The organism is Bradyrhizobium amphicarpaeae (genome assembly GCF_002266435.3).
Classification (GTDB): domain Bacteria; phylum Pseudomonadota; class Alphaproteobacteria; order Rhizobiales; family Xanthobacteraceae; genus Bradyrhizobium; species Bradyrhizobium amphicarpaeae.
Genome location: NZ_CP029426.2, coordinates 3954339 through 3980306, shown reverse-complemented (window position 1 = coordinate 3980306; position 25968 = coordinate 3954339). Strand labels below are relative to the sequence as shown.

21 protein-coding genes are annotated in these 25968 nt (G+C 66.1%); 18 read left to right on the top strand and 3 right to left on the bottom strand.

Features of this window, described 5'->3' with window-relative positions; translation table 11 throughout:
- The first annotated feature begins 36 nt into the window (after positions 1-36).
- The 14 genes from dnaE to fabZ all read left to right on the top strand — a co-directional run bounded on the left by dnaE (position 37) and on the right by fabZ (position 19387).
- On the top strand, positions 37-3540 hold the full coding sequence (gene dnaE, locus CIT40_RS18475; protein WP_094891712.1) for a DNA polymerase III subunit alpha: 3504 nt from the start codon (positions 37-39) through the stop codon (positions 3538-3540).
- A gap of 130 nt (positions 3541-3670) precedes the next feature.
- Positions 3671-4414, top strand: coding sequence for a carbonic anhydrase (locus CIT40_RS18470; RefSeq protein WP_094891711.1), 744 nt, complete (start codon positions 3671-3673; stop codon positions 4412-4414).
- 373 nt (positions 4415-4787) lie between these two features.
- Positions 4788-7205 (top strand): caspase family protein, encoded by a 2418-nt coding sequence (locus tag CIT40_RS18465; protein WP_109862230.1) that lies wholly within the window; start codon positions 4788-4790, stop codon positions 7203-7205.
- Positions 7206-7422: 217 nt separating this feature from the next.
- A complete protein-coding gene (locus CIT40_RS18460) occupies positions 7423-8418 on the top strand; it encodes a 30S ribosomal protein S2 (RefSeq protein ID WP_094890515.1) in 996 nt (331 codons plus the stop codon).
- Positions 8419-8554: 136 nt separating this feature from the next.
- Positions 8555-9478 carry a translation elongation factor Ts gene (gene tsf, locus CIT40_RS18455; protein ID WP_094890514.1) on the top strand — a complete coding sequence of 308 codons (924 nt, stop codon included), beginning with the start codon at positions 8555-8557 and terminating at the stop codon, positions 9476-9478.
- A gap of 60 nt (positions 9479-9538) precedes the next feature.
- Positions 9539-10255: a UMP kinase gene (pyrH, locus tag CIT40_RS18450; RefSeq protein WP_038949770.1), complete on the top strand. Its 717-nt coding sequence runs from the start codon at positions 9539-9541 to the stop codon at positions 10253-10255.
- Between the two features lie 70 nt (positions 10256-10325).
- On the top strand, positions 10326-10889 hold the full coding sequence (frr, locus tag CIT40_RS18445) for a ribosome recycling factor (RefSeq protein ID WP_094890513.1): 564 nt from the start codon (positions 10326-10328) through the stop codon (positions 10887-10889).
- 122 nt (positions 10890-11011) lie between these two features.
- Positions 11012-11770 (top strand): isoprenyl transferase, encoded by a 759-nt coding sequence (locus tag CIT40_RS18440; RefSeq protein ID WP_094890512.1) that lies wholly within the window; start codon positions 11012-11014, stop codon positions 11768-11770.
- Positions 11767-12609 carry a phosphatidate cytidylyltransferase gene (locus CIT40_RS18435; RefSeq protein ID WP_094890511.1) on the top strand — a complete coding sequence of 281 codons (843 nt, stop codon included), beginning with the start codon at positions 11767-11769 and terminating at the stop codon, positions 12607-12609. Before CIT40_RS18440 ends, CIT40_RS18435 begins: the two co-directional genes overlap by 4 nt.
- Positions 12610-12613: 4 nt before the next feature.
- Positions 12614-13837, top strand: a complete 1224-nt coding sequence (gene dxr / locus CIT40_RS18430) for a 1-deoxy-D-xylulose-5-phosphate reductoisomerase (protein ID WP_094890510.1) — start codon at positions 12614-12616, stop codon at positions 13835-13837.
- A gap of 44 nt (positions 13838-13881) precedes the next feature.
- Positions 13882-15033: an RIP metalloprotease RseP gene (gene rseP, locus CIT40_RS18425; RefSeq protein WP_094890509.1), complete on the top strand. Its 1152-nt coding sequence runs from the start codon at positions 13882-13884 to the stop codon at positions 15031-15033.
- 177 nt (positions 15034-15210) lie between these two features.
- Positions 15211-17736, top strand: a complete 2526-nt coding sequence (gene bamA / locus CIT40_RS18420) for an outer membrane protein assembly factor BamA (RefSeq protein ID WP_094890508.1) — start codon at positions 15211-15213, stop codon at positions 17734-17736.
- 125 nt (positions 17737-17861) lie between these two features.
- A complete protein-coding gene (gene lpxD / locus CIT40_RS18415) occupies positions 17862-18929 on the top strand; it encodes a UDP-3-O-(3-hydroxymyristoyl)glucosamine N-acyltransferase (protein ID WP_094890507.1) in 1068 nt (355 codons plus the stop codon).
- Positions 18926-19387, top strand: a complete 462-nt coding sequence (gene fabZ / locus CIT40_RS18410; protein ID WP_008131325.1) for a 3-hydroxyacyl-ACP dehydratase FabZ — start codon at positions 18926-18928, stop codon at positions 19385-19387. Before lpxD ends, fabZ begins: the two co-directional genes overlap by 4 nt.
- Before the next feature lie 32 nt (positions 19388-19419).
- Here fabZ and CIT40_RS18405 read toward each other — a convergent pair whose 3' ends face one another.
- Positions 19420-19782, bottom strand: coding sequence for a KTSC domain-containing protein (locus CIT40_RS18405; RefSeq protein ID WP_094890534.1), 363 nt, complete (start codon positions 19780-19782; stop codon positions 19420-19422).
- Positions 19783-19958: 176 nt separating this feature from the next.
- Here CIT40_RS18405 and lpxA point away from each other — a divergent pair, with 176 nt between their 5' ends.
- Genes lpxA through lpxB form a run of 3 tightly spaced genes read left to right on the top strand, consistent with a single transcriptional unit; the run spans position 19959 to position 22799 of the window.
- Positions 19959-20750 carry an acyl-ACP--UDP-N-acetylglucosamine O-acyltransferase gene (gene lpxA, locus CIT40_RS18400; protein WP_094890506.1) on the top strand — a complete coding sequence of 264 codons (792 nt, stop codon included), beginning with the start codon at positions 19959-19961 and terminating at the stop codon, positions 20748-20750.
- 19 nt (positions 20751-20769) lie between these two features.
- Positions 20770-21627 (top strand): LpxI family protein, encoded by an 858-nt coding sequence (locus CIT40_RS18395; RefSeq protein WP_162307866.1) that lies wholly within the window; start codon positions 20770-20772, stop codon positions 21625-21627.
- The gene (gene lpxB / locus CIT40_RS18390) at positions 21624-22799 is read left to right on the top strand and encodes a lipid-A-disaccharide synthase (RefSeq protein WP_094890504.1); all 1176 of its coding nucleotides are present in this window, start codon (positions 21624-21626) and stop codon (positions 22797-22799) included. Before CIT40_RS18395 ends, lpxB begins: the two co-directional genes overlap by 4 nt.
- Positions 22800-22903: 104 nt before the next feature.
- Here the strand turns inward: lpxB and CIT40_RS18385 are convergent, their stop codons facing one another.
- Complete coding sequence (locus CIT40_RS18385) at positions 22904-23266, bottom strand: hypothetical protein (protein ID WP_094890503.1); 363 nt, start codon at positions 23264-23266, stop codon at positions 22904-22906.
- Complete coding sequence (locus CIT40_RS18380; protein WP_094890502.1) at positions 23263-24279, bottom strand: Bug family tripartite tricarboxylate transporter substrate binding protein; 1017 nt, start codon at positions 24277-24279, stop codon at positions 23263-23265. Before CIT40_RS18380 ends, CIT40_RS18385 begins: the two co-directional genes overlap by 4 nt.
- A 93-nt stretch (positions 24280-24372) precedes the next feature.
- Here CIT40_RS18380 and CIT40_RS18375 point away from each other — a divergent pair, with 93 nt between their 5' ends.
- The gene (locus CIT40_RS18375; RefSeq protein WP_094890501.1) at positions 24373-25968 is read left to right on the top strand and encodes a winged helix-turn-helix domain-containing protein; all 1596 of its coding nucleotides are present in this window, start codon (positions 24373-24375) and stop codon (positions 25966-25968) included.

The following is a 25968-nucleotide window of genomic DNA, read 5'->3' as shown; positions in this document are numbered from 1 at the left end:
CGCTCCATTTCATCTGCCAGAGGCCGTCACGCGATCATGCCGAGCGCCGGATTTGTCCACCTTCACGTTCACTCGGCCTATTCGCTGCTCAAGGGCTCGATCAAGATCGCCAAGCTGGCCGAGCTTGCCAAGAAGGACCACCAGCCGGCGCTGGCGCTGACCGACACCGACAATCTGTTCGGCGCGCTGGAATTCTCCGACAAGATGGCGGGCTCCGGCATCCAGCCGATCGTCGGCTGCGAACTGGCGATCGATTTCGGCGACCAGGACCCGAACGCGCGCAACGCGATCGGGCCGTCGCGCGTGGTGCTGCTGGCCGCGCAGGAGCGCGGCTATCGCAGCCTGATGCGGCTGAACTCGCGCGCGTTCATGGAGACGCCCGACAGCCATGCGCCGTTCATCAAGTTCGACTGGTTCGAGGGTGAAACCGAGGGACTGATCGCGCTGACGGGCGGGCCGGACGGGCCGATCTCGCTGGCACTTGCCGGCGGTTATGCCGAACTGGCCGCGCTGCGCTGCGAGCGCCTGGCCGGCCTGTTCGGCGATCGCCTCTACATCGAATTGCAGCGCCACAACACCGAGAAGGAGCGGCGCGTCGAGAGCGGCCTGATCGACATCGCCTACGCCAAGGGACTGCCGCTGGTCGCGACCAACGAGCCGTATTTCGCCGCGACCGACGATTACGAAGCCCATGACGCGCTGCTCTGCATCGCCGGCGGGCGGCTGATCGCCGAGACCGAGCGCGAGCAGCTCACGCCCGATCATCGCTTCAAGACGCGCGCGGAGATGGCGGTGCTGTTCGCCGACATTCCGGAAGCGCTGGCTTCGACGGTGGAGATCGCCGAGCGCTGCTCGTTCCGCCCGATGACGCGCAAGCCGATCCTGCCGTTCTTCACCGTCGGCGCCGCGCAGAGTTCGGACGCCGCCGCGGTGGAGGCGGCGGAACTGAAGCGCCAGGCGGAGGAGGGGCTCGCCAACCGCCTGCGGGTCCACGGCCTGTCGCAGGGCATGACGGACGAGGATTACAGCAAGCGCCTGGCGTTCGAACTCGACGTCATCCTGCGGATGAAATACGCGGGCTACTTCCTGATCGTGTCCGACTTCATCAAATGGGCGAAGAGCCAGGGCATTCCGGTCGGGCCGGGCCGCGGCTCCGGCGCAGGCTCGCTGGTCGCCTGGGCGCTGACCATCACCGACCTCGATCCGATCAAGTTCGGCCTGCTGTTCGAGCGCTTCCTCAATCCCGAACGCGTCTCGATGCCGGACTTCGACATCGACTTCTGCCAGGACCGCCGCGGCGAAGTGATCCAGTACGTGCAGCAGCGCTACGGCCGCGACCAGGTCGCGCAGATCATCACGTTCGGAACGCTGCAGGCGCGCGGCGTGCTGCGCGACGTCGGCCGCGTGCTGCAGATGCCCTATGGCCAGGTCGACAAGCTGACCAAGCTGGTGCCGCAGAATCCGGCGGCGCCCGTGACGCTCGCCGCCGCGATCGAGAGCGAACCAAAACTGCAGGCGTTCCGCGACGAGGATCCGGTGGTGGCGCGCGCCTTCGACATTGCCCAGCGCCTCGAGGGTCTGACCCGCCACGCCTCGACGCATGCCGCCGGCATCGTGATCGGCGATCGCCCCTTGAGCGAGCTCGTGCCGCTCTACCGCGATCCCAAATCCGACATGCCGGTGACCCAGTTCAACATGAAATGGGTCGAGCCGGCGGGCCTCGTGAAGTTCGACTTCCTCGGCCTGAAGACGCTGACCGTGCTCGACGTCGCCTGCAAGCTGCTCAAGCCGCGCAACATCGACGTCGATCTCGCCACGCTGCCGATCGACGACGCCGAGAGCTACCAGATGCTGGCGCGCGGCGAGGTGGTCGGCGTGTTCCAGGTTGAAAGCCAGGGCATGCGGCGCGCGCTGGTCGACATGCGCCCCGACCGTTTCGAGGACATCATCGCGCTGGTGGCGCTGTATCGCCCGGGTCCGATGGCCAACATCCCGACCTATTGCGCGCGCAAGCATGGCGACGAGGAGCCGGAATATCTCCATCCCGTGCTGGAGCCGATCCTCAAGGAAACCTTCGGCGTCATCATCTACCAGGAACAGGTGATGCAGATCGCGCAGGTGATGTCGGGCTATTCGCTCGGCGACGCCGACCTGCTGCGCCGCGCCATGGGCAAGAAGATCCGCGCCGAGATGGACAAGCAGCGCGACATCTTCGTCGCTGGCGCGGTCAAGAACGGCGTGCCGAAGGGGCAGGCCGAGACCATCTTCGAGCTGCTCGCCAAATTCGCCGACTACGGCTTCAACAAGAGCCACGCGGCGGCCTATGCGCTGGTGTCCTATCACACCGCCTACATGAAGGCGCATTATCCGGTGGAATTCATCGCGGCGTCGATGACGCTCGATCTGAACAACACCGACAAGCTGTCCGAATTCCGCTCCGAGGCGCAGCGCCTCGGCATCAAGGTCGAGCCGCCGAACATCAACCGTTCCGGCGCGACCTTCGAGGTCGGCGACAAGGTCATCTATTACGCGCTCGCAGCGCTGAAGGGCGTCGGCATCCAGGCGATCGAGCAGATCATCGAGGAGCGCGCCAAGCGGGGATTGTTCACCTCGCTCGCCGACTTCGCGGCACGGGTCAATCCGCGCGCGATCAACAAGCGCATCATCGAGAGTCTCGCCGCCGCCGGCGCCTTCGACACGCTGGAGCCGAACCGCGCCCGCGTGTTTGCCGGCGCCGATTCGATTCTCGCCGCCTGCCAGCGCGCGCACCAGGCCGAGACCATCGGCCAGAACGACATGTTCGGCATGTCGGCGGATGCGCCGACCATCATGCTGCCGCAGATCGAACCGTGGTTGCCGGCCGAAAAGCTCCGCCGCGAATACGACGCCGTCGGCTTCTTCCTGTCGGGCCATCCGCTCGACGATTACGCCACCGTGCTGAAGCGGCTGCGGGTGCAGTCATGGGCCGAGTTCTCCCGCGCGGTGAAGACCGGCGCCACCGCCGGCAAGGTGGCGGCGACCGTGGTCTCGCGCATGGAGCGGCGCACCAAGACCGGCAACAAGATGGGCATCATGGGGCTCTCGGATCCCACCGGCCATTTCGAGGCGGTGCTGTTCTCCGAAGGCCTTGCGCAATATCGCGACGTGCTGGAGCCGGGCGCTGCCGTGCTGCTTCAGCTCGGTGCCGAGCTGCAGGGCGAGGACGTCCGCGCCCGCGTGCTGCATGCCGAGCCGCTGGACGACGCCGCCGCCAAGACGCAGAAGGGCCTGCGCATCTTCGTGCGCGACACCAAGCCGCTGGACTCGATCGCCAAGCGTCTGGCCGGCCCCGACATGGCCGCCGCGAACGGCGCCGCGCCGAAAGTCGGCAGTCCCGGCATCACACCGCGCTCCAATGGCGACGGCGAGGTCTCGCTGGTAATGATGCTCGACCTCGAGACCGAGGTCGAGATGAAGCTGCCCGGCCGCTTCAAGGTCTCGCCCCAGATCGCCGGTGCGATCAAGGCGGTCGCGGGCGTGGTGGACGTGCAGCAGCTGTAGCCTTTCCCGGGTCGCCGCAAACCAGAGTTTAACTATTAGGTCCGCGGGTGGTTTCGGAGTCTGCCGGGTGCAGCTATGAGTTGTCTTCTTGAGAATCTCGTTGGGCGGGAAGCAAGGAAGAACGACAACCATGTGCGACAAATGCTCTGAAAGTCTGCATCGATCGATCGCTCCTTCGCGGCGCTCCATGATGCTCTCTGCCGCTTCGGCGCTCGGAATGGCCGCGTTCGGCGGCGCCGCGTTGGCCAAGGACGCCAAGGCGCCGCCGAAACCCCAGAACGTGCTGTCGCCCGATGCCGCACTCAAGCGGCTGATGGAGGGCAATTCGCGCTACGTGTCGGGCGTGTCGCGCCGCCACGACTTCGCCCATGAGCGGGAAGCGCTGGTCGGCGGTCAGAATCCCTACGCGGCGGTCCTGAGCTGCGCCGATTCCCGCATCGCGCCCGAATATGCCTTCGACAGCGGACGCGGCGATCTGTTCGTGTGCCGCGTCGCCGGAAATTTTGCCGGCGACGAGACCGTTGCGAGCATGGAATACACCGTCGCCGTGCTCGGCACGCCCCTGATCCTGGTGCTCGGCCACGACAATTGCGGCGCCGTTGACGCAACCATCAAGTCACTGAAGGACGACAAGCCGTTGCCGGGGCACATCCCGACGCTGGTCGCCGCGATCGCGCCATCCGTGAAGGCGGCGGCGCAGCAGAGCGGCAACGCGCTCGACAATGCCATTCGCCAGAACGTCGTCGACAACGTTGCCAAGCTGAAATCGGCCGCGCCGCTTCTCAACGCGGCGGTCGAGCAGGGCAAGCTCAAGGTGGTCGGTGGCATCTATCGCTTGCGCACTGGCGCCGTCGAATTGATCGCGCAGGGCTAAGCCCGGCGTTGGAGTATCGGGCGTCGGGTGCAGCAGCTCCGACGCCCGGTCTCCGCCATCATGATGCCACGACCGGCGGCGCGGTCCTCGGCGGCTTGGTCGGGCTCGCAGCCGTTTCCATCGCGAGGGCGGGCGAGACGAATCCCGGGCTGGCCGAGTCGTGGCGCTGGGCGAGGCGACCGCGCGAACGAAGCTCGCCGAGCTGCATGCTATGAAGTAAGGTGAGGCCGACTTGAGGCTGACGTGAAGCTGACGCCGGCAGCCGCGCGGCCACGCGACCGCCTCAATCCGGGCCTTTCGTTCAACCGCCGTTCAGCCGGCTGCGCGCCTCATGCGTGGTGGCACCTCAACTACAATAGCGGGCAAGCAAGCCATGCGTGGGACGCTTCGAATCTTCATTTGCCTCCTCCTGCCGATCGTGGCGCTTGCCGCCGGCGCGCCGGGCGAGGTGCGCGCGCAGCAGCAGGAGAAGCGCATCGCGCTCGTGGTCGGCAACGGCGCCTATGCCAAGTCGCCGCTGGCGACGACCGCAAACGATGCCGGCCTGATCGCGCAGACGCTGCAGGCGGCCGGCTTCGACGTCGTCGGTGCGCGCGATCTCGACGGCGACACGCTGCGCAAAAGCTTTCGCGACTTCATCCAGAAGGCCCAGGCCTCGGGGCCGGGCACCGTCGCGATGGTCTATCTTGCCGGCTACGGCGTGCAGCTGGCCGGCGAGAACTATTTCATCCCGGTCGATTCCAACATCACCCGCGACACCGACGTTCCGACCGAGGCCCTGCGGATCGGCGACTATATGCGCCAGCTCGCGTCGATCCCGCTCAAGGCCAACATCGTCGTGCTCGACGCGGCCCGCGCGCAGCCCTTCATCGAGGGCGGCCAGCAGATCGCGAGCGGTCTGGCGCTGGTCGAGCCCGAGCCGAACATGCTGATCGCGTTCAACGCCGCGCCCGGCACGGTCGCGCCGGAGGAGCCGGGGCCCTATGGCATCTACGCCCAGTCGCTGGCGGAGATGATCCGGACCGGCGGCCTGCCGCTGCCCGAAGTGTTCGACCGCGTCCGCCTGCGCGTCAACGAGGCCAGCAAGGGTGCGCAGATTCCCTGGAACGAGCAGAAGATCTCGGCGCCGTTCTCGTTCTTCGAGCGTGGGCCGGATGCGCCGCCTCCGTCCGAGTCGCCGGACCAGGTCGCCGCGTTGCGTGCCCGGCCGATCCGCGATCTCGGCGCGCAGGATGCCTATGCCGCCGCGCTCGAGCGCGACACGCTGCCGGTCTATGAGGAGTTTCTCGCGGCCTATCCCGGCGATCCCCTGGCCAAGCGCGTGATGGCGATCGTCGCGGCGCGCCGCGAAGCCATCACCTGGCGGCGGACCTATCGTAACGACACGCCGGAAGCCTATTGGTCGTATCTGCGCCGCTATCCGCGCGGGCCGCATGCAGGCGACGCGCGCCGGCGCCTTGCGATCCTCACCGCGCCGGCCGAGCCGCCGCCGAGCTTTGCGATGATTGACTACGACGTGCCGCCCCCGCCGCCGGAGGAGGTGGTCTATGTCGATCGTCCGGTGCTGTATTTGAGCGATCCCGATTTCGGCTTCGCGCCGCCACCGCCGCCGCCGGTCTATTACCTGCCGCCACCGCCGCCGGACTTCGTCGTGCTGCCGCCGCCGATGCCTGTGATCGGCCTGTTCGTGCTGCCGCAGCCGGTGTTCGTGCCGATCCCGGTCTTCGTTCGTCCGCCGGTCTATGTCGCGCCGCCGCCGAATAACATCATCTTCCAGAACATGCATAATACGACGGTGATCAACACGGTGATCAACCGCCCGCCGGCCCCAGCACCGGCTGCGGGGGCAGGGCCCGGACCGGGCAATCTGGCGCCGGCGATGGCCGGCCGGGCCAACCCAGCCGGGCCTGCCGTGCCGCAGGCGGTCGCGCAGCGCGCCGCGCTGATCCAGCAGGGCAAGGCGCCGATGCCGCCGAGCGCAATGATCCGCCCGACGGCGAGGCCCGGGACGCCCCCCACGACGCCGACCGCTGTCGCGCCGACGGCCACGCCACCCGGCGCGCCGCAGACGGCGCCCGCGCTTGCGCCGCAGACCAGGCTGCCCCAGGCCAACACGCTGCCGGTTCCTGGTGCCCATGGCGGCCCGCCGGCTCCGCCAGCGGGGGCGGGGCCGCTGCCGGGCGGAAGGCCCGTGCCGCCGACGGCGACCGCACCTGGCGCGACACCGCCGGCCCGTCCGGGGGCGCCGATCACGGCCGCTCCCGGCACGACGCCGCCTGCTCATTCCAATGCGCCAACGGCTGCCGCGCCGGCAAATGCCGGGCCCCCCGTGACCAACCCGACTGCCGGGCCCGGCCAGCCACCCAAGCCGCCGGCTGCGGCCGGGAGGCCGGTCGTGCCTCCGCCTTCAGCGGCACGTGAGCCGATCAGGCCGCAGCATCTGCCGTCGGCGGCCCCGCCGCAGGCGGCCAGACCGGCAGCACCGCCGCCGCGGCCCCAGGCCGTGGCGCGGCCCACGCCACCACCTCCGCCGCGGGTGTCGGCACCGCCTCCGAGAATGGCCGCACCGCCACCGCCACGCCCGGCTCCTCCTGTTGCCGCCGCGCGGCCGGCGCCTCCGCCCATGGCGCGGCCCGCGCCGCCGCCGCCGGTGGCGCGACCGGCACCCCCGCCGCCGCCGCGCATGGCCGTTGCGCCGCCACCCCCGCCGCGACCAGCCGCGCCACCGCCGCGTCCCGCACCGCCGCCGCCGGCGGCCAAGAAGTGCCCGCCGAACCAGCCCAAATGCTGATCGGGCGCTAGGGGGAGGCCCGGCCTCCCGGGAAAGGGCCTCTCGGGCGAAACCGCCCCCGAAAGGCCCTTATTTCCTTGCTTCTGGCCGAAATGGCGCTATACAGCGCCGCATCTCACACGGAAGCATGGCTCACAAGGCCGTCCGGTGGCAGCCGGGGCGACAACGCTCCGTCTTGCTCACACGCTTCCGGAGGAACAACCGGAGAATTAGAACGATGGCACTACCCGATTTCACTATGCGTCAGCTGCTCGAAGCCGGCGTGCACTTTGGTCACCAGTCTCACCGCTGGAATCCGAAAATGGCGCCGTTCATTTTCGGCGCCCGCAACAACATCCACATCGTCGATCTCGCGCAGACCGTGCCGTTGCTGCACACCGCCTTGCAGGCGGTCAGCGACACCGTCGCCAAGGGCGGCCGCATCCTGTTCGTCGGCACCAAGCGCCAGGCGCAGGACGGCGTCGCGGATGCTGCCAAGCGCTGCGCGCAGTATTTCGTCAATTCGCGCTGGCTCGGCGGCACGCTGACCAACTGGAAGACGATCTCGGCCTCGATCAAGCGCCTGCGTCATCTCGACGACGTGCTGGCGGGCGGCGATGCCTCCTCCTACACCAAGAAGGAGCGCCTGACGCTTCAGCGCGAGCGCGACAAGCTCGACCGTTCGCTCGGCGGCATCAAGGACATGGGCGGTCTGCCCGACCTGATCTTCGTGATCGACACCAACAAGGAAGACATCGCGATCCAGGAGGCCCAGCGCCTCAACATCCCGGTCGCCGCGATCGTCGACACCAATTCGGACCCGAAGGGCATCACCTATGTGGTCCCCGGCAATGACGACGCCGGCCGCGCGATCGCGCTGTATTGCGACCTGATCGCGCGTGCGGCGATCGACGGCATCGGGCGCGCCCAGGGCGATTCCGGCATCGACATCGGCGCGTCGGCCCGTCCGCTCGCTGAAGAGCTGCCGGCGGCTTCGTCGAGCGGTTTCCAGGGCCTTGCCGGCCCGCGCGGCACCGCCGACGACCTCAAGAAGCTCCCGGGCGTGTCGGGTGCGATCGAGAAGAAGTTCAACGACCTCGGCATTTTCCATTTCTGGCAGCTCGCCGAGCTCGACCACGACACCGCGCACAAGATCGGCGAAGAAGTCGGTCTGCCGAGCCGCGCGGACGCCTGGGTGGCCAAGGCCAAGGCGCTGACCGCGGAAGCGGAATAGTCAAGAGAGCGATGGGTTGGCCGGAGTGGATCCGGCCACCATTTCATTCAGTTGACGCGAATCCCTGAGATGGACCGCGGCGGGGCGCTTCGATGCCACGCCGCGGCGAACCAGCAGGCACAAAGGATTTTCAACGATGGCAACGATCACAGCTGCGATGGTCAAGGACCTGCGCGAGTCGACCGGCGCGGGCATGATGGACTGCAAGGCCGCGCTGACCGAAAACGACGGTAACATGGAAGCGGCGCAGGATTGGCTGCGCAAGAAGGGCCTGTCCAAGGCTGCCAAGAAGTCGGGCCGCGTCGCGGCCGAGGGCCTGATCGGCGCCCTCACCAAGGGCACCAAGGGCGTCGTGGTCGAGGTCAACTCCGAGACCGACTTCGTGGCGCGCAACGGCCAGTTCCAGGGCCTGGTCAAGATGATCGCCCAGGTCGCATTCGATGTCGGCGCCGACGTCGAGAAGATCAAGGCCGCCAAGGTCGGTGACGTCACGGTCGAAGCCGCCGTCAATGACGCGATCGCCACCATCGGCGAGAACATGACGCTGCGCCGTGCCGCTTCGCTCGAAGTGAGCCAGGGCGTGGTGTCGAACTACGTCCACGGCGCGGTCGTCGAGGGCGCCGGCAAGATGGGCGTGATCGTGGCGCTGGAATCGCCCGGCAAGGCCGACGAACTCGCAACGCTCGGCCGGCAGATCGCGATGCACATCGCCGCCGCCAACCCGCTCGCGCTCGATCCGTCCGGTCTGGATCCGGCGGTCGTCAAGCGCGAGAAGGACGTGCTTGCCGACAAATATCGCCAGCAGGGCAAGCCGGAGAACGTGATCGAGAAGATCGTCGAGTCCGGCCTCAAGACCTACTACAAGGAAGTCTGCCTGCTCGAGCAGGCCTTCATCCACGACACCGGAAAGTCGGTGGCGCAGGCGTTGAAGGAAGCCGAAGGCAAGGTCGGCGGCGCCCTGAAGATCGCGGGCTTCGTGCGCTATGCTCTCGGTGAGGGAATCGAGAAGCAGGAAAGCGACTTCGCGGCCGAGGTCGCTGCGGCCAGCGGCAAGAAGTAAGCGCCGGAACGTTCCTTCCGGCGTGCCGCCGGAAGCGGGGCCCGGACGAGGAAAGTGCTCATGTCTGATCCGGTCTATCGTCGCGTCGTGATCAAGCTGTCCGGCGAATATCTCGCGGGACAGCAGGGCTTTGGCATCGATCAGCCGACCGTCGACCGGGTTGCGGACGATCTGATTGCGGCCCGCAAGCTCGGCACCGAGGTCGCGGTCGTGATCGGCGGCGGCAACATCGTGCGTGGCGTCGAGGTCTCGGCTCGCGGCGTGTCGCGCCCGACCGGCGACACCATGGGCATGCTCGCCACCATGATGAACTGCCTCGCGCTGGAATCGGCGATCGAGCGCAAGGGCACGCCGGCGCGCACGCTGTCGGCCTTCGTCATGCCCGAGATTTCCGAGCTGTTTACCCGCACCGCGGCGCACAAATACCTCGCCGAGGGACGTATCGTGCTGCTTGGCGGTGGAACCGGTAATCCGTTCTTCACCACCGATACGACCGCAGTGCTCCGCGCCGCCGAGATCGGCGCCCAGGCGGTGCTGAAGGCCACCAATGTCGACGGCGTCTACTCGGCCGATCCGAAGAAGGATCCGGCCGCGACGCGGTTCGACCGGCTGACCCATTCGCAGGCGATCGAGGGCGGCTACAAGGTGATGGATGCGACCGCCTTCGCGCTTGCCCGCGAGACGTCGCTGCCTATCATCGTATTCTCGATCGCGGAGCCGGGTTCGATCGGCGCGATTCTGCGTGGCGTCGGCCACGGAACCATTGTCGCCGGCTGACCGCTCATCTGTCGCGCGCCTTCAGGGAAGGTCGCGGGAGCGGTTGCCGGGATCTTGAAGGAGAAGCGTGATGCCCACGGGTACTTTCGACCTCAACGAAGTGAAGCGCCGCATGCAGGGCGCCATCCAGTCGCTGAAGCACGAGCTCGGCGGCTTGCGCACGGGGCGCGCCTCCGCCTCGATGCTCGATCCGGTGCAGGTCGACGCTTATGGCAGTCACATGCCGCTCAATCAGCTCGCCACCGTCAGCGTTCCGGAGCCGCGCCTGATCTCGGTGCAGGTCTGGGACAAGTCGATGGTCAAGGCGGTGGAGAAGGCGATCGTCGATTCCAACCTCGGCCTGTCGCCCGCGACCGAAGGTCAGGTGCTGCGCTTGCGGATCCCCGAGCTGAACGAGGAACGGCGCAAGGAACTGGTGAAGGTCGCGCACAAATATGCGGAGGCCGCCAAGGTTGCCGCGCGCCACGTCCGCCGCGACGGCCTCGACGTCCTCAAAAAGCTCGAGAAGAACCACGAGATGTCCGAGGACGATCAGAAGCGCCACGCCGACGAGGTGCAGAAGGCGACCGATGGTACGATCACGGAAATCGACCAGTTGCTGGCCACCAAGGAAAAGGAAATCCTGACCGTCTAAAGTGCGATGATTGATCATCGCGCTTCAGGCTATCGTTTGCGCATGATCTTTTCGGGAAACCGCCCCGCACCTTGCGCTTACGCGGCCCTTCGGGTCCGGATCATGCTTTGAGGCCCTCGCCAATGTCCAACGCCGCCGCGCCCGCAACGGAAGGACCCGACCGGTCCGAGGTGCCCGCGCATGTCGCCATCATCATGGATGGCAACGGGCGCTGGGCGGCCGCGCGCGGCCTGCCGCGTGCGGAGGGACATCGCCGCGGCGTCGAGGCGCTGCGCCGCGTCGTCCGTGCCTCGCACGAGCTCGGCATCCGCTACCTCACCATCTTCTCCTTCTCGTCGGAGAACTGGTCGCGCCCGGCGAGCGAGATCGGCGATCTCTTCGGTCTGCTCCGCCGCTTCATTCGCAACGATCTGGCGAGCCTGCATCGCGACGGCGTCAAGGTCCGCATCATCGGCGAGCGCGAGGGGCTGGAGAACGACATCTGCGCGCTGCTCAACGAGGCCGAGGAATTGACGCGCGACAACACGCGCCTGACGCTGGTCGTCGCCTTCAATTACGGCTCGCGGCAGGAGATCGCGAAGGCGGCGCAGAAGCTGGCGCGCGAAGTCGCGGCAGGTCAGCGCGATCCCGGCACGATCGACGCCGAGACGCTCGGCGCGCATCTCGATGCGCCCGATATTCCCGATCCCGACCTCATCATCCGCACCAGCGGCGAGCAGCGCCTGTCCAATTTCCTGATGTGGCAGGCCGCCTATAGCGAGCTCGTGTTCGTGCCGATCCACTGGCCCGATTTCGACAAGGCGGCGCTCGAATCCGCGATCGCCGAATTTGCCAGGCGCGAGCGCCGTTTCGGCGGCCTGGTCGCGAAAACCGCCTCGTGAGCGAACACGATTCCGCACCGGCAGGCGCCAAGCCTGCCCCGAGCAATCTGGTGATGCGGGTGCTGGCAGCGCTGGTGCTGGCGCCGCTCACCATTGCCATCGCCTATGTCGGTGGCTGGCTGTGGGTCCTGCTCGTCACCCTGGTCTCGATCGGGCTGTTCGCGGAATGGCTGACGGTGGTCGGCGCGGGTTCGGCGGCGCTGACCGGGGCAGGGACGATCGTCATCGCGATGATGGGGGCCGCCGTCGCTTTTGGCGGGCTGAAGACCTCCGTCATCATCGGCCTCGCCGGCGGCGCGCTCGTGACGCTGATCGCGCGCGGCAAGTTCATTTGGGCGGCGACGGGCTTCGCCTACGCAGCGGCGGCGCTGCTGGCCTCGATCCTGGTGCGGAAGGATCTCGTCAACGGCTTCACGGCGCTGATGTTCGTGCTGCTGGTGGTGTGGGCCACCGATATCGGCGGATATTTTGCCGGTCGCAGCATCGGCGGGCCGAAGCTCTGGCCGCGCGTGAGCCCGAAAAAGACCTGGTCCGGGGCGCTGGGCGGCTTCGTGGCGAGCCTTCTGGTTGCGGTGGGCTTTGCGGCTTGCGGGCTTGGAAAGCTGGCCCCATTGCTGCTCGTCAGCGCCATCCTTTCGATCGTCTCGGCATTGGGCGATTTGTTCGAATCCGCGGTGAAGCGGCGCTTCGATGTCAAGGATTCCAGTCACTTAATTCCCGGACACGGCGGGCTTATGGATCGCCTGGACGGCTTTGTCGCCGCCATCCTGATGGCATGGATTATCGGCTTTCTCCGCCATGGTGTGCATAGCGCCGGAAGCGGTCTTATGGTTTGGTGAGGATATGAGCGCGGTCCCATTGCGTAACAACAAGGCTGCGGCGTCCAGCGTCCGCAGCGTCACGGTCCTCGGCGCCACCGGCTCGATCGGCGACAGCACGATGGATCTGCTGCGCGCTTCGCCCGAGCGCTACCGCGTCGAGGCGTTGACGGCGAACAGCAATGTCGAAGCGCTGGCAAAGCTCGCGAAGGAGTTTTCCGCGCGTTTCGTCGCCATCGCCGACACCTCCAAGCTCGCCGAGCTCAAGGCCGCGTTGGCCGGGACCGGCACCGAATGCGGCGCCGGCGAGAGCGCGGTGATCGAAGCCGGCGCGCGTCCGGCCGATTGGGTGATGGCCGCCGTCAGCGGCGCCGCCGGACTGAAGCCCGCGCTGGCCGCCGTCGACCGCGGCGCCCATGTCGCGCTCGCCAACAAGGAATGTCTGGTCTGCGCCGGTGATTTCTTCATGCAGCGTGCGGCCAAGGCCGGCGCCTGCATCCTGCCGGCGGATTCCGAGCACAATGCGCTGTTCCAGGCGCTCGCCTCGGGCAATCGCGACGAACTGGTCCGTGTCATCATCACGGCGTCGGGCGGCCCGTTCCGGACCTGGAAGCCGGCCGACATTGAGCAGGCGACGCTCGCGCAGGCCCTCAAGCACCCGAACTGGAGCATGGGCCAGAAGATCACGATCGATTCGGCGTCGATGATGAACAAGGGCCTCGAGGTGATCGAGGCGTCCTATCTGTTTGCGCTAGCGCCCGACGAGATCGATGTTCTGGTTCATCCGCAGTCGATCATCCACGGCATGGTCGAGTTTTCCGATTGCTCGGTGGTGGCCCAGCTCGGCGCGCCCGACATGCGCACCCCGATCGCGCACTGCCTCGGCTGGCCGGATCGCATCAAGGGGCCGGCGGCCAAGCTGGACCTCGCCAAGATCGGCCAGCTGACCTTCGAGGCGCCCGACTTCGAGCGCTTCCCCGGACTCCGGCTGGCGTTCGATTCGCTCCGGACCGGGAAGGGGGCGACCACCGTCTACAACGCCGCCAACGAGGTCGCGGTGGCGGCCTTCATCGCCGGCAAGATCCGGTTCGGCGCGATCGCCCGGCTGGTGGAGGCGACATTGGACGACTGGATCCGCAGCGGTAACCAGGCGCCTCTGACCTCCGCCGATGATGCAATCTCTGTTGACCATGTTGCGCGAAATAGAGCTGCCGCCCTATTGCCTCAAATTGCCTTAAAGGCATCCTAGATGGTTCGGGGCCAGGGCCTTGCGGCGCTGGATGAGGGAATTCGATGATCGACTTTTTTGTCCATAGTTTCAATACGTTGAGCCATGGGCTCCTCGGCTACGCGGTTCCCTTCCTGTTCGTCCTGACGATCGTCGTGTTCTTCCATGAGCTTGGCCATTTCCTGGTCGCGCGCTGGGCGGGCGTGCGCGTCCTGACCTTCTCGCTCGGTTTCGGGCCTGAGCTGGTCGGTTTCAATGACCGCCACGGCACCCGCTGGAAGATCTCGGCCATCCCGCTTGGCGGCTACGTCAAGTTCTTCGGCGACGAGAGCGAGGCCTCGACCCCTTCGTCCCAGACGCTCGCGGCCATGACGGCCGAGGAGCGCGCCGGCAGCTTCCACCACAAGAAGGTCGGCCCGCGCGCCGCCATCGTCGCGGCCGGACCGATCGCCAATTTCATCCTGGGCGCGCTGATTTTCGCGGGGATGGCTCTGTATTACGGCAAGCCGAGCACGATCGCGCGCGTTGACGGCGTCGTCGCCGATGGTGCTGCGGCTGCGGCCGGATTCAAGATCGGGGACGTCGTCGTCCAGATCGACGGCAAGCCGATCGAGAGCTTTGCCGACATGCAGCGAATCGTTGCGATGAATGCGGGTTCAGCGCTTGCGTTTCAGGTCAAGCGGGACGGGACCATCGTCTCGCTGACCGCAACCCCGGCGCTGCTCGAGCGTAAGGACCCGTTCGGCAACAGCCATCGTCTCGGCGTGCTCGGCATCGAGCACAAGGCACAGGCCGGCGAGGCGTCGAGCACCCCGGTCGGTGTTGGCGAGGCGCTCAAGATCGGGGTCGAGCAGGTCTGGTTCATCATCACCAGCACCTTCAAGTTCCTCGGCTCGCTGTTCGCCGGAAACGGCAATCCGAACGAGGTCAGCGGCGTCCTGGGCATCGCGAAGATGTCGGGGCAGGCGGCCAGCGCCGGATTCCAATTCGTGATCAACCTCTGCGCGGTGCTGTCGGTGTCGATCGGCCTGCTGAACCTGTTCCCGATCCCGCTGCTCGATGGCGGCCATCTGATGTTCTACGCGGCGGAGGTCGTCCGTGGCCGGCCCCTGTCCGAGCGGACCCAGGAGATGGGGTTCCGAATCGGACTCGGTCTGGTGCTCATGCTGATGGTGTTTGCGACCTATAACGACATCCTGCGGATGGCGGCATCCTGATGGCGGCTTTTTTGTGACGTTGCTGATCAGCCACGTCTTGGAATGAAATTGAAATCACGACGCTTTCTGCCGTTTGCGGCGTCGGTGAAATTGGCTACAAGCGGCCTGAACTTGGGGAATCTTCCAGACCGGCGTTGGGGTTGGGTCTGGCTCGGAATGATAAGGGCGCGTTGCGCGATGAAGTTTGGACTGCGACTCCGGGGTGGCTTGCTCGCAACCCTGATCATGTTCGGCGCGCCGGTGGTTGCCCCGGTCGGGGCTGTTTTCGTGCCTTCGTCTGCGCTCGCTCAGACCGTGCAGTCGATTTCCGTCGAAGGAAATCGCCGGGTCGAGGTGGAGACGATCCGCTCCTATTTCAAGCCGGGTCCGGGCGGCCGCCTGGATCAAGGTGCCATCGACGATGGCCTCAAGGCCTTGATCGAGACCGGCCTGTTCCAGGACGTGAGAATCAACCGTGGCGCCGGCGGCCAGATCGTCGTCTCCGTGGTGGAAAACCCGGTGATCGGCCGGATCGCCTTCGAGGGCAACAAGAAGATCAAGGACGAGCAGCTCACGTCCGAGGTCCAGTCCAAGGCGCGCGGCACCTTCTCCCGCGCCATGGTGCAGTCCGACACGCTGCGAATCGCTGAAATCTATCGCCGCTCCGGCCGCTACGACGTGCGCGTCACGCCGGAGATCATCGAGCAGCCGAACAACCGTGTTGATCTCATCTTCACCGTGGAGGAGGGCGCCAAGACCGGCGTCAAGTCGATCGAGTTCGTCGGCAACAATGCCTTCTCGTCCTACCGCCTCAGGGACGTCATCAAGACCCGCGAATCGAACCTGCTGAGCTTCCTGGCCAGCGGTGACATCTACGATCCCGACCGCGTCGAAGCCGACCGCGACCTGATCCGCCGCTTCTATCTCAAGAACGGTTACGCCGACGTCCAGGTGGTGGCCGCGCTCACCGAATACGATCCGGAGAAGAAGGGCTTCAACGTCACCTTCAAGATCGAGGAAGGATCGCAGTACCGCGTCGGCGCGCTCGACTTCCGCTCCAGCATTCCGAACTTCGATCCGTCGTCGTTGCGCGCCTATTCGCGCGTCAATGTCGGCTCGCTCTACAACGTCGAATCGGTCGAGAAGTCGGTCGAGGAGATGCAGATCGAGGCCTCGCGCCGCGGCTATGCCTTTGCCGTGGTCCGGCCCGGCGGCGACCGCAATTTCGAGGCGCACACCGTTTCCGTCGTGTTCAACATCGACGAAGGTCCGCGCACCTATATCGAGCGCATCAACCTGCGCGGCAACACGCGCACCCGCGACTACGTGATCCGCCGCGAGTTCGACATCTCCGAGGGCGATGCCTACAACCGCGCGCTGGTCGACCGTGCCGAGCGGCGCCTGAAGAACCTCGACTACTTCAAGAGCGTGAAGATCACGACCGAGCCCGGCTCGTCGAGCGATCGCGTCGTCCTGATCGTCGACATGGAAGAGAAATCGACCGGCGACTTCTCGATCTCGGGCGGTTACTCCACCACCGACGGCGCGCTGGCCGAAGTCTCGGTCTCCGAGCGCAACCTGCTCGGCCGCGGTCTGTTCGCCAAGGCGTCGGTGACCTATGGCCAATATGCACGCGGCTACTCGCTGTCGTTCGTCGAGCCGTATCTGCTCGACTACCGCGTCGCGCTCGGCCTCGACCTCTATCAGCGCCAGCAGCTATCCAACAGCTACATCTCCTACGGCACCAAGACGCTCGGCTTCTCGCCGCGACTGGGTTTCTCCTTGCGTGAAGATCTGTCGCTGCAGCTGCGCTACTCGATCTACCAGCAGGAAATCCAGCTGCCGGGCTATCTGGCGAACTGTAACAACGACCCGCTCTCCGCGGCGTTCAACCCGAGCCCGGCCTATTCCGCGCTGACCGGCACGCCTTTGGCTGCGTCCACCAACGGCCTTGGTTGCTACAGCGATGGCGAAGCCTCGTTGCCGGTGCGCAAGGAACTGGCGAACGGCAAGACGCTGACCTCGGCGCTCGGCTATACGCTGACCTACAACACGCTGGACAACAACAAGAACCCGTCCGACGGTCTGCTCGTCGACTTCCGCCAGGATTTCGCCGGCGTCGGCGGCGACGTGTCCTATCTGAAGTCGGTCATCGATGCGAAGTACTACACGCCGCTGGTGTCCGACATCGTCGGCCTGGTCCGCTTGCAAAGCGGCATGCTGAACAAGATCGGCAGCGATCTGCGCATGCTCGATCACTTCCAGATGGGTTCGAACCTCGTCCGCGGCTTTGCCCCGAACGGCATCGGCCCGCGCGATTTGAACCCGTTCGGTACGCAGGACGCGCTCGGCGGCACCAAATACTGGGGCGCTTCGCTCGAACTGCAGATGCCGTTCTGGTTCCTTCCGAAGGAAGTGGGTCTGAAGGGTGCGGTCTATGCCGATGCCGGCGGCCTCTATGATTATAAGGGCCCGACGAGCTGGACCGCGACCAACGAAGTCAATACGCCGGGCTGTATCCCGTCGACGATCAATCCCTCGTCCACCGGGACCTGTACCGGCCTCGTGTATGACGACAGCAAGGTGATCCGCTCGTCGGTCGGTGTCGGCCTGATCTGGCAGTCGCCGTTCGGTCCGCTGCGCTTCGACTACGCCGTGCCGCTCAGCAAGGGCAAGTACGACCGTACGCAGGAGTTCAGGTTCGGCGGCGGCACCTCGTTCTAATTCGATCAGCACGGCACGATCCGGATCACTGGAGCCGGTTTCCGCAAGGGATCGTGCCAATCCAAGAGATGGAGCATGATGCGGCTCGACCGCTTCATGCCGAAGCCGGACCGCGACGGGGTGGAATGGCGCAGCCGACCTTCTTCACAAAGCCGCCTGCCTCGACGCTGGCTGACATTGCCACGCTGACCAAGGCGCAACTGGTCGATCCCGCCAGGGGCGGCCACATCATCACGGGCCTGGCTTCGCTGGACGAAGCGGGCCCGATGCATCTGGCATTCTTCGACAACCTCAAATACGCCGATGAGCTCAAGGCGACCAAGGCCGGCGCTTGCCTGGTGAGCCCGCGCTTCGAGGCCCAGGTGCCGGCGCATGTGGCCGTGCTGCGGGCGGCGCAGCCGTTCCGGGCCTTCGTCGGGATCGCGCGGGAATGGCACGGCGAAGCGCTGAGACCCCAATCCTGGGTCGGCAATGACGGCATCGCGCCGTCGGCGATCATCGATCCCTCGGCCCGGCTCGAGGATGGCGTGATCGTCGATCCCCTGGCCGTGATCGGCCCGGATGTGGAGATCGGCAGTGGCACGGTGGTCGGCGTTGGGGCGGTGATCGGGCCCGGCGTCAAGATCGGCCGGGACTGCAATGTCGGCGCGCGCACCGTGATCCAGTGCGCCCTGATCGGCAACAACGTGCTGATCCATCCCGGCTGTTCGATCGGCCAGGACGGCTATGGCTTCATCTTCTTCGGTCCCGAGGGCCATCTGAAGGTGCCCCAGACCGGGCGGGTGCTGATCCAGAACGACGTCGAGGTCGGCGCCGGGACCACCATCGACCGCGGCAGCTTGCGCGACACCGTGATCGGCGAGGGCACGAAAATCGACAATCAGGTCCAGATCGGCCACAATGTCACGATCGGCCGGCACTGCCTGCTGGCGGCCCAGATCGGGCTCGCCGGCAGCCTGTCGATTGGCGACAACGTGGCACTTGGAGCAAAGGTTGGCATCAACAACCACCTCAAGATTGGAGATGGCGCCCAGGTGACCGCGATGAGCGGCGTCAAGGACGACATCCCGCCGGGCGGACGCTGGGGCGGCTTTTTCGCCAAACCGACCAAGCAGTGGTTCAAGGAAATTATCGCAGTGGAGCGCCTGGTACGCGACAGCAAGGCCGATCCGAAGAACGAGGGACGGGAATGACGGCGGAATCACCCATCAAGTTCGAGCTGGTGGATATCAATGCGATCCTCCGAACTTTACCGCACCGCTTTCCGATGTTGCTGATCGATCGGGTGATCAACATCCGGGCCGACTACAGCGGCATCGGCATCAAGAACGTCACCTTCAACGAGCCGGCCTTCCAGGGGCATTTCCCGGAGCGCCCGGTCTATCCCGGCGTGATGATGATCGAAGCGATGGCGCAGACCGCCGGCGTGATCGGCATCACTTCGGTGGAGGGTACCGAGAAGCCGCGCGCGGTGTATTTCCTCACCATCGACAAGTGCAAGTTCCGCAAGCCGGTGCTGCCCGGCGACACCATCGAATATCACATGCGTTCGATCGGACGCCGCAAGGCGATGTGGTGGTTTCACGGCGACGCCAAGGTCAACGGGCAGGTGGTTGCGGAAGCCGACGTCGGCGCCATGCTGACGGATTAAGGCGCCTTCAAGCGAAGGGGCCCGGGGCGAGGTCAGCTGCGCAGGCCGCGTTCGTGCGCGAGGTACGTGTGGCGACCGGGGCAGGCGTAGCGGCCGGCCGCGACATCGCGCTTGATAGTCTGGTTGAAGAACTGGCCCATCGACGGGGCCCCCAGCAGGCGCTCGACAGTGTCGGCCGTCACGCCGCAATAGCGGTCATAGGCGCCGTTCGCCGCGACGATAAGGTGTCGCTGCGCGGGGTCGTAACAGACCCGCTGCAGCACCGTGCTGCGGGTGATGTCGCGGCATTCGAAGGACTGGAGATCGACGAGGCGATGTTCGGCGGTCTCGACCGTCTCGGACACGATCGGCGCGGTCGCCAGCTGTGCGAGCAGGATTGCCAGGGCCCTGACCACGATGACTTCAAGCTCCACATGAACGCGTTGAGGCGCTGCGACGGCCGGCTCATCCGGTGTCTGAAACACGCCGAGATGATACGTCACTGGACAGATCGGGCATAGTCGCGCTAACCACCGGAAAGTTGAGCGACTTCAACGCCTAATAAGACCTTCTTGATGAGTCAGATTGCTTGATGAGTAAGATTGATCCTACCGCGCGGGTCGAGGACGGCGCCGTGATCGGCGAGGGCACCGAGATCGGGCCCTTCTGCATCATCGGCCCCCATGTCGTGATCGGCAAGAACTGCAAGCTGATCGGTCATGTGCACATCACGGCGCAGACCACCATCGGCGACGATTGCACGATCTATCCCTTCGTCTCGCTCGGCACGCCGCCGCAGTCGCTCTCCTACCGGGGCGAGCTGACCAGGCTCTCCATCGGCTCGGGCTGTACCCTCCGTGAGTCCGTGACCATGAATGCCGGTACCGTCGCCGGCGGCGGCATCACCACCGTCGGTGATCGCGGCTATTTCATGAACTGCAGCCATGTCGGCCATGACTGCCACGTCGGCAATGACGTGATCTTCGCGACCTCGGCAACGCTCGGCGGTCACGCCGAGATCGGTGACTTCGTCTTCATCGGCGGCCTGTCCGCTGTACACCAGTTTACCCGCATCGGGCCGCAGGTCATGGTCGGCGGCGTCTGCGGCGTGCGCGACGACATCATTCCGTTCGGGCTGGTCAACGGCCAGTATGCGGCGCTGGAAGGCCTCAACATCATCGGCATGAAGCGGCGCAAGTTCACCAAGCAGCGACTGGCGACGGTGCGCGGGTTCTATCAGAAACTCTTCCATGGCCCCGGTACCTTCGCCGAGCGGCTGGAGGCATCGAGGCCGCTCGCGGGCGAAGATCCTGCGATCGCCGAAATCCTCGACTTCATCGGCAAGGGCAAGCGCCCGCTCTGCCTTCCCGCCATCGCGAAATGATTCGAAAATGGCCGCGGGCATGACATCGGCGGCATCGGAGATTGCATCGCCGGTCGGCATCGTCGCCGGCGGCGGCGCGATGCCGTTCGCAGTCGCGGACTCGCTTGCCGCCCGCGGCATCACGCCGGTGCTGTTTCCGCTGCGCGGGGCCTGCGATCCGGCGCAGGTGGAGAAGTTCCGCCATCGCTGGATCTCGGTCGGCCAGCTCGGCCGGGCGATGCGGCTGTTCCGCGAGGAGGGCTGCCGCGACCTGATCTTCATCGGCACGCTGGTGCGGCCCTCGCTGACCGAAATAAGGTTCGACGTCACGACGCTGCGCCTGCTCGGCAATGTCATCCGCGCCTTCCGCGGCGGCGACGATCATCTGCTGTCCGGTGTCGGCCGCATCCTCGAGCAGGGCGGCTTTCGCATGGTCGGCATCAAGGACGTCGCGCCCGATCTGCTGATGCCCGAGGGCTGCATCAGCCGCGCCTGGCCGAACGACAACAGCAAGACCGACATCGCGCGCGGTCGCGCGGTGCTCACTGCGCTCGGTCCGTTCGACATCGGCCAGGCTGCGGTGGTGATCGACGGCCATGTGGTCGCGGTTGAGGACATCGAGGGCACCGACGCGCTGCTCGCGCGCGTCGCACGCCTGCGCGAGGAGGGGCGCATTCGCGCGGCCGCCGGCCGCGGCGTGCTGGTGAAAGCGCCGAAGAGCGGCCAGGATCTGCGCTTCGACCTGCCGACGATCGGCCCGCGCACTCTCGAAGGTGTCGCGGCGGCCGGCCTTGCCGGCCTCGCCGTCATCGCCGGCAACACCATCGCCGCCGAGCCACAGGCGATGATCGCGCTCGCCGACGCGAAATATCTCTTCGTCATCGGTTTGCCGGCGTGATGCAGGCGCGTGATCCCAAGCGCAAGATCTTCCTGATCGCCACGGAGGAGTCCGGCGACCGGCTCGGCAGCGCCTTGATGAAGGTGCTGCGCCAGCGCCTCGGCGACGGCGTGCAGTTCGTCGGCGTGGGCGGCCGCACCATGGCACGCGAGGGGCTCGAATCGCTGTTTCCGATCGAGGAGCTGTCGATCGTCGGCTTCGCCGCAGTGGTGCAGCAATTGCCGAAGATTTTGGGATTGATCCGCAAGACTGTGGACGCCGTGCTGGAAGCCGCGCCAGACGCGCTCGTCATCATCGACAGCCCCGATTTCACCCATCGCGTCGCCCGCCGCGTGCGTGCGAAGACTCCGGCGATCCCGGTCGTCGATTACGTTTCGCCGCAGCTTTGGGCGTGGCGGCCGGGACGGGCGCGGACCATGCTTGGCTATGTCGACCACGTGCTCGGGCTGTTGCCGTTCGAGCCTGAGGAATACCGCAAGCTCGGCGGGCCGCCCTGCAGCTATGTCGGCCATCCCCTGGTCGAGCAATTGCCCTCGCTGCGGCCGAACGCCGAGGAGCAGGCGCGTCGCGATGGCGAGCCGCCGGTGCTGCTGGTGCTGCCCGGCAGCCGGCGCAGCGAGGTCCGGCACCACCTCGATGTCTTCGGCGCCACACTCGGCCGCCTGCGGGCGGAAGGCCGCACCTTCGAACTGGTGCTGCCGACGATGCCGCATCTGGAAGCCACCATCCGCGAGGGCATCGCGAATTGGCCGGTCAAGCCAAGGGTCGTGACCGGCGAGAACGAGAAGCGCGCCGCGTTCCGCATCGCGCGCGCGGCGCTGGCCAAGTCAGGCACGGTGACGCTGGAGCTCGCGCTATCAGGCATTCCGATGGTGACGGCCTATCGCGTCGGCGCCATCGAGGCCTTCATCCTGCGCCGCGCGATCCGCGTGTCCTCGGTGATCCTTGCCAATCTCGTGATCGGCCAGGATGTCATTCCGGAGTTCCTGCAGGAGGATTGCACGCCGGAGAAGCTTGCACCGGCGCTTCAAGACGTGCTGACGGATTCGCCGCTGCGGCGGCAGCAGGTCGAGGCCTTCGCTCGGCTCGATCAGATCATGTCGACCGGCAACAAATCACCCAGCGTGCTCGCGGCCGACATCGTGCTCGAAACGATGCGGAAGAGACGGTGAGCGGCCGGGACGCATCTACAAGCGTCGACTTGCAACGGACCAGCAGAAGTCACCTTCGTGAGTGCGATGGTCGGCTTCCGGACCTAGTTTCGATCGGACTTGCGTTATCGGACTTCGGCAAAGGGGACACCGCCCAACTTCGCTCGCCGAATTTTTCGACGCTTGTATTGCACGAGCGCAACGATCGTTGCGCAACAGATCGTGTTGCTCGCGAAGGTCAGTGCCATGGCCGTGTCGGCGACGATCCGCACGGCGTAGACGGCCGTGATGCCGTTCGACACGGTAAACAGCAACCATGTCGCGGACGACACCGCGGCAGCGTCCTTCTGCCTCAGAAGGACCGAGATTTGCGGCAGGTAGGCCAGCAGCCGACAGGCGTTGGCGACAGCGAATGCAATGAAGATGATGTTTTCCGGGCAGTTCATGACCGAAAGTCCCTTGGTGATGATGTCGAGAAGGCGCGTCACTCGGCCGATCGCAGGCCGAGCCTCTTGATCACCGCGATCCAGCGCGTGGCTTCCTTGTCCCGGAGTGATTGCAGCTCTGCGGGATCCGTTCCCAGAACCTCACTACCGGCGCGATCGAGGCCGCCCCGCGCGTTGGGATCGGTCGCTAAGGCATCGCGCACGACCTTTGCCAGCCTCTCTGCGCGCGCTTCCGGAAAACTGGCCGGCGCGATCATGCCCGACCAGCCGAAGAACGGCTCCAATTTCGGGGTGAGATCGTGCAGCATCGGCACGTCGGGAAGCGCGGTGAGCGGTCTTGAGCCGGTCTGCGCCACCGCGAGCAACCGCCCTGCAGCCACATGCTCCGATGCTGCGGTTGCAATGTTGAACATCAGCTGGCAGCGGCCGGCGACCAGATCCAGCGTCGCCTGCGGAAAGCCGCGATAGGGCACGTGGACGATGTCGACGCCAAGCTGGGCTTTCAATTCCTCCATGGCGAGATGTGTTACGGTGCCCGGACCGATCGAGGCGTAGGACAGGCTGCCGGGATGCGCGCGCGCATGATCGATGACGTCGGCGAACCGCTTTCCTGCGAAACTGCCCGGATGTACCGTCAGGACAAAGGGCGAGCGGTTGAGCAGGCTGATCGGCCGGAAGTCCGTGGCCGGATCGTAGGCGAGCGCCGGGTTCAGCGCCTTCGCGGTCGTCGTCGGGCCGCCGAGCACGATACCGATCGTATGATCGTCGGTGGCTCGGGCCACCGCGGCGGCGGCCATGATGCCGCCACCGCCCGGCATGTTCTCGACGATGAAAGGTTGGCCGAACGCGGCAGCAAGGTGTGGCGCGAGCCCGCGCGCCATCGGATCTGAACCGGAACCGGCCGGCTGGCCCAGCAGGATGCGGACGGCCTGCGTCGGCCACGCAATCTGTGCTGCTGCGGTTTTCACCATCATCGGCATGGCGCACAGCGACGCGAGAGCTTGCCGGCGCGAAATTGCCATACGCGTACGGGATCCTGGAGTTTTCGGATGCATGGAATGACCTCGTTTGTTGTCATGGCGGAAAGCATCCCACGCTCCGATCCGCTCGTCCTGACAAACCCCTGAAAGTGTGCTGAAATTGCAGCCATGCTAAAAGCTTCGCCAAGCCTTGCCGCTGAAGCTCATCCGTCCGTGCCGCAAGCCATTGGATTCGATGGGTTTGTCATCGAGCCCGCAAGAGGCCGCTTGCTCGGTCGTGAAGGGGACGAGATCCCGCTGCGGCCGAAGGCGCTCGAACTGCTGATCGCACTCACGGCGTCCGAGGGACGTCCGCTCGACAAGGCCGAGTTGCTGGATCGCATCTGGGGAGACGTTCACGTCACCGAGGACAGCCTGTTCCAGGCCGTGAAGGACGCGCGCCGTGCGCTCGACGATCGCAAGGGACGATTGCTTCGCTATCTGCCGCGGCGTGGCTATCTCCTCGACTGCGCGCTGACGACGGCGCCTGTTGTCGCCCCCGCCGCCGAACCCACGCTTCGGACCGATCGGCCGTCGATCGCTGTGTTGCCGTTTCGGGTGATGGGCGCGGACACATCGGCCTATGTGGCCGCGGGTCTTGTGGAGGAGATATCGATCGCCCTGTCGCGGTTTCGCTGGCTGTTCGTCCTCGCCAATGCCTCTGCGGTCGCCATGGCGGCGCAGCGCGCGGATATGGCGGATAGTTCGGCGGCCGCGCGCAATCTCGGCATCGGGTATCTGGTCGACGGCTCGCTCGACCAGACCGAGGCGGGCATCGTCGTCCGATGCCGGCTGATCGAGACGGCGTCAGGCCGGCAGGTCTGGCAGGAGCGCTTCATCGGCCAGACCGACGGCATCCTGGGCCTTTACGAAAAGATCACGTCGTCGATCGCGGCGACGATCGAACCGCGTCTGCTGCGGGCGGAAGTGGAACGCGTCTTGCGCCGGGGCACCGCGGATCTCGGCGCGTTCGACTATTATCTGCGTGCACTGCCCGGTTATTATTCGCGGACGCCCAGAGGCAATGCCGAGGCCGTCACGCTGCTGGAGGCGGCGCTCGCGCGCGATCCCCATTTCACGCTGGCAACCGCGTTGCTGGGACGCTGCGTCGCGACCAGCGTGTGGCTCGGCAGCGAGCCCGATTACGCGGCCGGCGCTGCGCGGGCGTTGGCGCTGGCGCGGGCCGCGCTCAACATCGACCGGAGCGACCCCCAGGTGCTCGCGCTCAGCGGCCATCTGCTCGCGGTCGTCGGCGGAGAACATGCCGAAGGCGGCGCGCTGCTGGATCTTTCCTTACAGATCAATCCCAATAGCGCTGAAGCCTGGCGGCTGGGTGGCTGGGTGTCGGCCTGGAACGGCGATACCGAGCGCGCTTTGCAGCGGTTGGCCGAAGCCGAACGGCTGGATCCGCTTTCACCCCTGCAGTCGGATGTCCATTCGGCGCGCAGCTTGGCTTTGCTGGTGGGCCGCCGCTTTGGAGAAGCAATCGAGGCCGCTCGCCGTTCGATCGCCACGACACCCGAGGCGACTGCTCCTCGCCGTTTCCTCGTCGCTGCGCTCTGGCACGCCGGCGAGCGCGATGCAGCGAGATTGGAGTGCGCGTCCCTGATGCAGCGCCAGCCCAACTCGTCGCTGGCGCGATCGCGCACCCTTCAATCGTTCAGGTATCCCTGGATGCTCGACCTGCTGCTTGATGGATTGCGTGGCGCGGGAATGCCGGAGTGA

What these genes read in the sequence shown, in the direction of transcription:
- dnaE (WP_094891712.1), top strand. Translation starts at nt 37, where the DNA reads ATGCCGAGCGCCGGATTTGTCCACCTTCACGTTCACTCGGCCTATTCG.
- CIT40_RS18470 (WP_094891711.1), top strand. Translation starts at nt 3,671, where the DNA reads ATGTGCGACAAATGCTCTGAAAGTCTGCATCGATCGATCGCTCCTTCG.
- CIT40_RS18465 (WP_109862230.1), top strand. Translation starts at nt 4,788, where the DNA reads ATGCGTGGGACGCTTCGAATCTTCATTTGCCTCCTCCTGCCGATCGTG.
- CIT40_RS18460 (WP_094890515.1), top strand. Translation starts at nt 7,423, where the DNA reads ATGGCACTACCCGATTTCACTATGCGTCAGCTGCTCGAAGCCGGCGTG.
- tsf (WP_094890514.1), top strand. Translation starts at nt 8,555, where the DNA reads ATGGCAACGATCACAGCTGCGATGGTCAAGGACCTGCGCGAGTCGACC.
- pyrH (WP_038949770.1), top strand. Translation starts at nt 9,539, where the DNA reads ATGTCTGATCCGGTCTATCGTCGCGTCGTGATCAAGCTGTCCGGCGAA.
- frr (WP_094890513.1), top strand. Translation starts at nt 10,326, where the DNA reads ATGCCCACGGGTACTTTCGACCTCAACGAAGTGAAGCGCCGCATGCAG.
- CIT40_RS18440 (WP_094890512.1), top strand. Translation starts at nt 11,012, where the DNA reads ATGTCCAACGCCGCCGCGCCCGCAACGGAAGGACCCGACCGGTCCGAG.
- dxr (WP_094890510.1), top strand. Translation starts at nt 12,614, where the DNA reads ATGAGCGCGGTCCCATTGCGTAACAACAAGGCTGCGGCGTCCAGCGTC.
- rseP (WP_094890509.1), top strand. Translation starts at nt 13,882, where the DNA reads ATGATCGACTTTTTTGTCCATAGTTTCAATACGTTGAGCCATGGGCTC.
- bamA (WP_094890508.1), top strand. Translation starts at nt 15,211, where the DNA reads ATGAAGTTTGGACTGCGACTCCGGGGTGGCTTGCTCGCAACCCTGATC.
- lpxD (WP_094890507.1), top strand. Translation starts at nt 17,862, where the DNA reads ATGGCGCAGCCGACCTTCTTCACAAAGCCGCCTGCCTCGACGCTGGCT.
- fabZ (WP_008131325.1), top strand. Translation starts at nt 18,926, where the DNA reads ATGACGGCGGAATCACCCATCAAGTTCGAGCTGGTGGATATCAATGCG.
- lpxA (WP_094890506.1), top strand. Translation starts at nt 19,959, where the DNA reads ATGAGTAAGATTGATCCTACCGCGCGGGTCGAGGACGGCGCCGTGATC.
- CIT40_RS18395 (WP_162307866.1), top strand. Translation starts at nt 20,770, where the DNA reads ATGACATCGGCGGCATCGGAGATTGCATCGCCGGTCGGCATCGTCGCC.
- CIT40_RS18380 (WP_094890502.1), bottom strand. Translation starts at nt 24,279, where the DNA reads ATGCATCCGAAAACTCCAGGATCCCGTACGCGTATGGCAATTTCGCGC.
- CIT40_RS18375 (WP_094890501.1), top strand. Translation starts at nt 24,373, where the DNA reads ATGCTAAAAGCTTCGCCAAGCCTTGCCGCTGAAGCTCATCCGTCCGTG.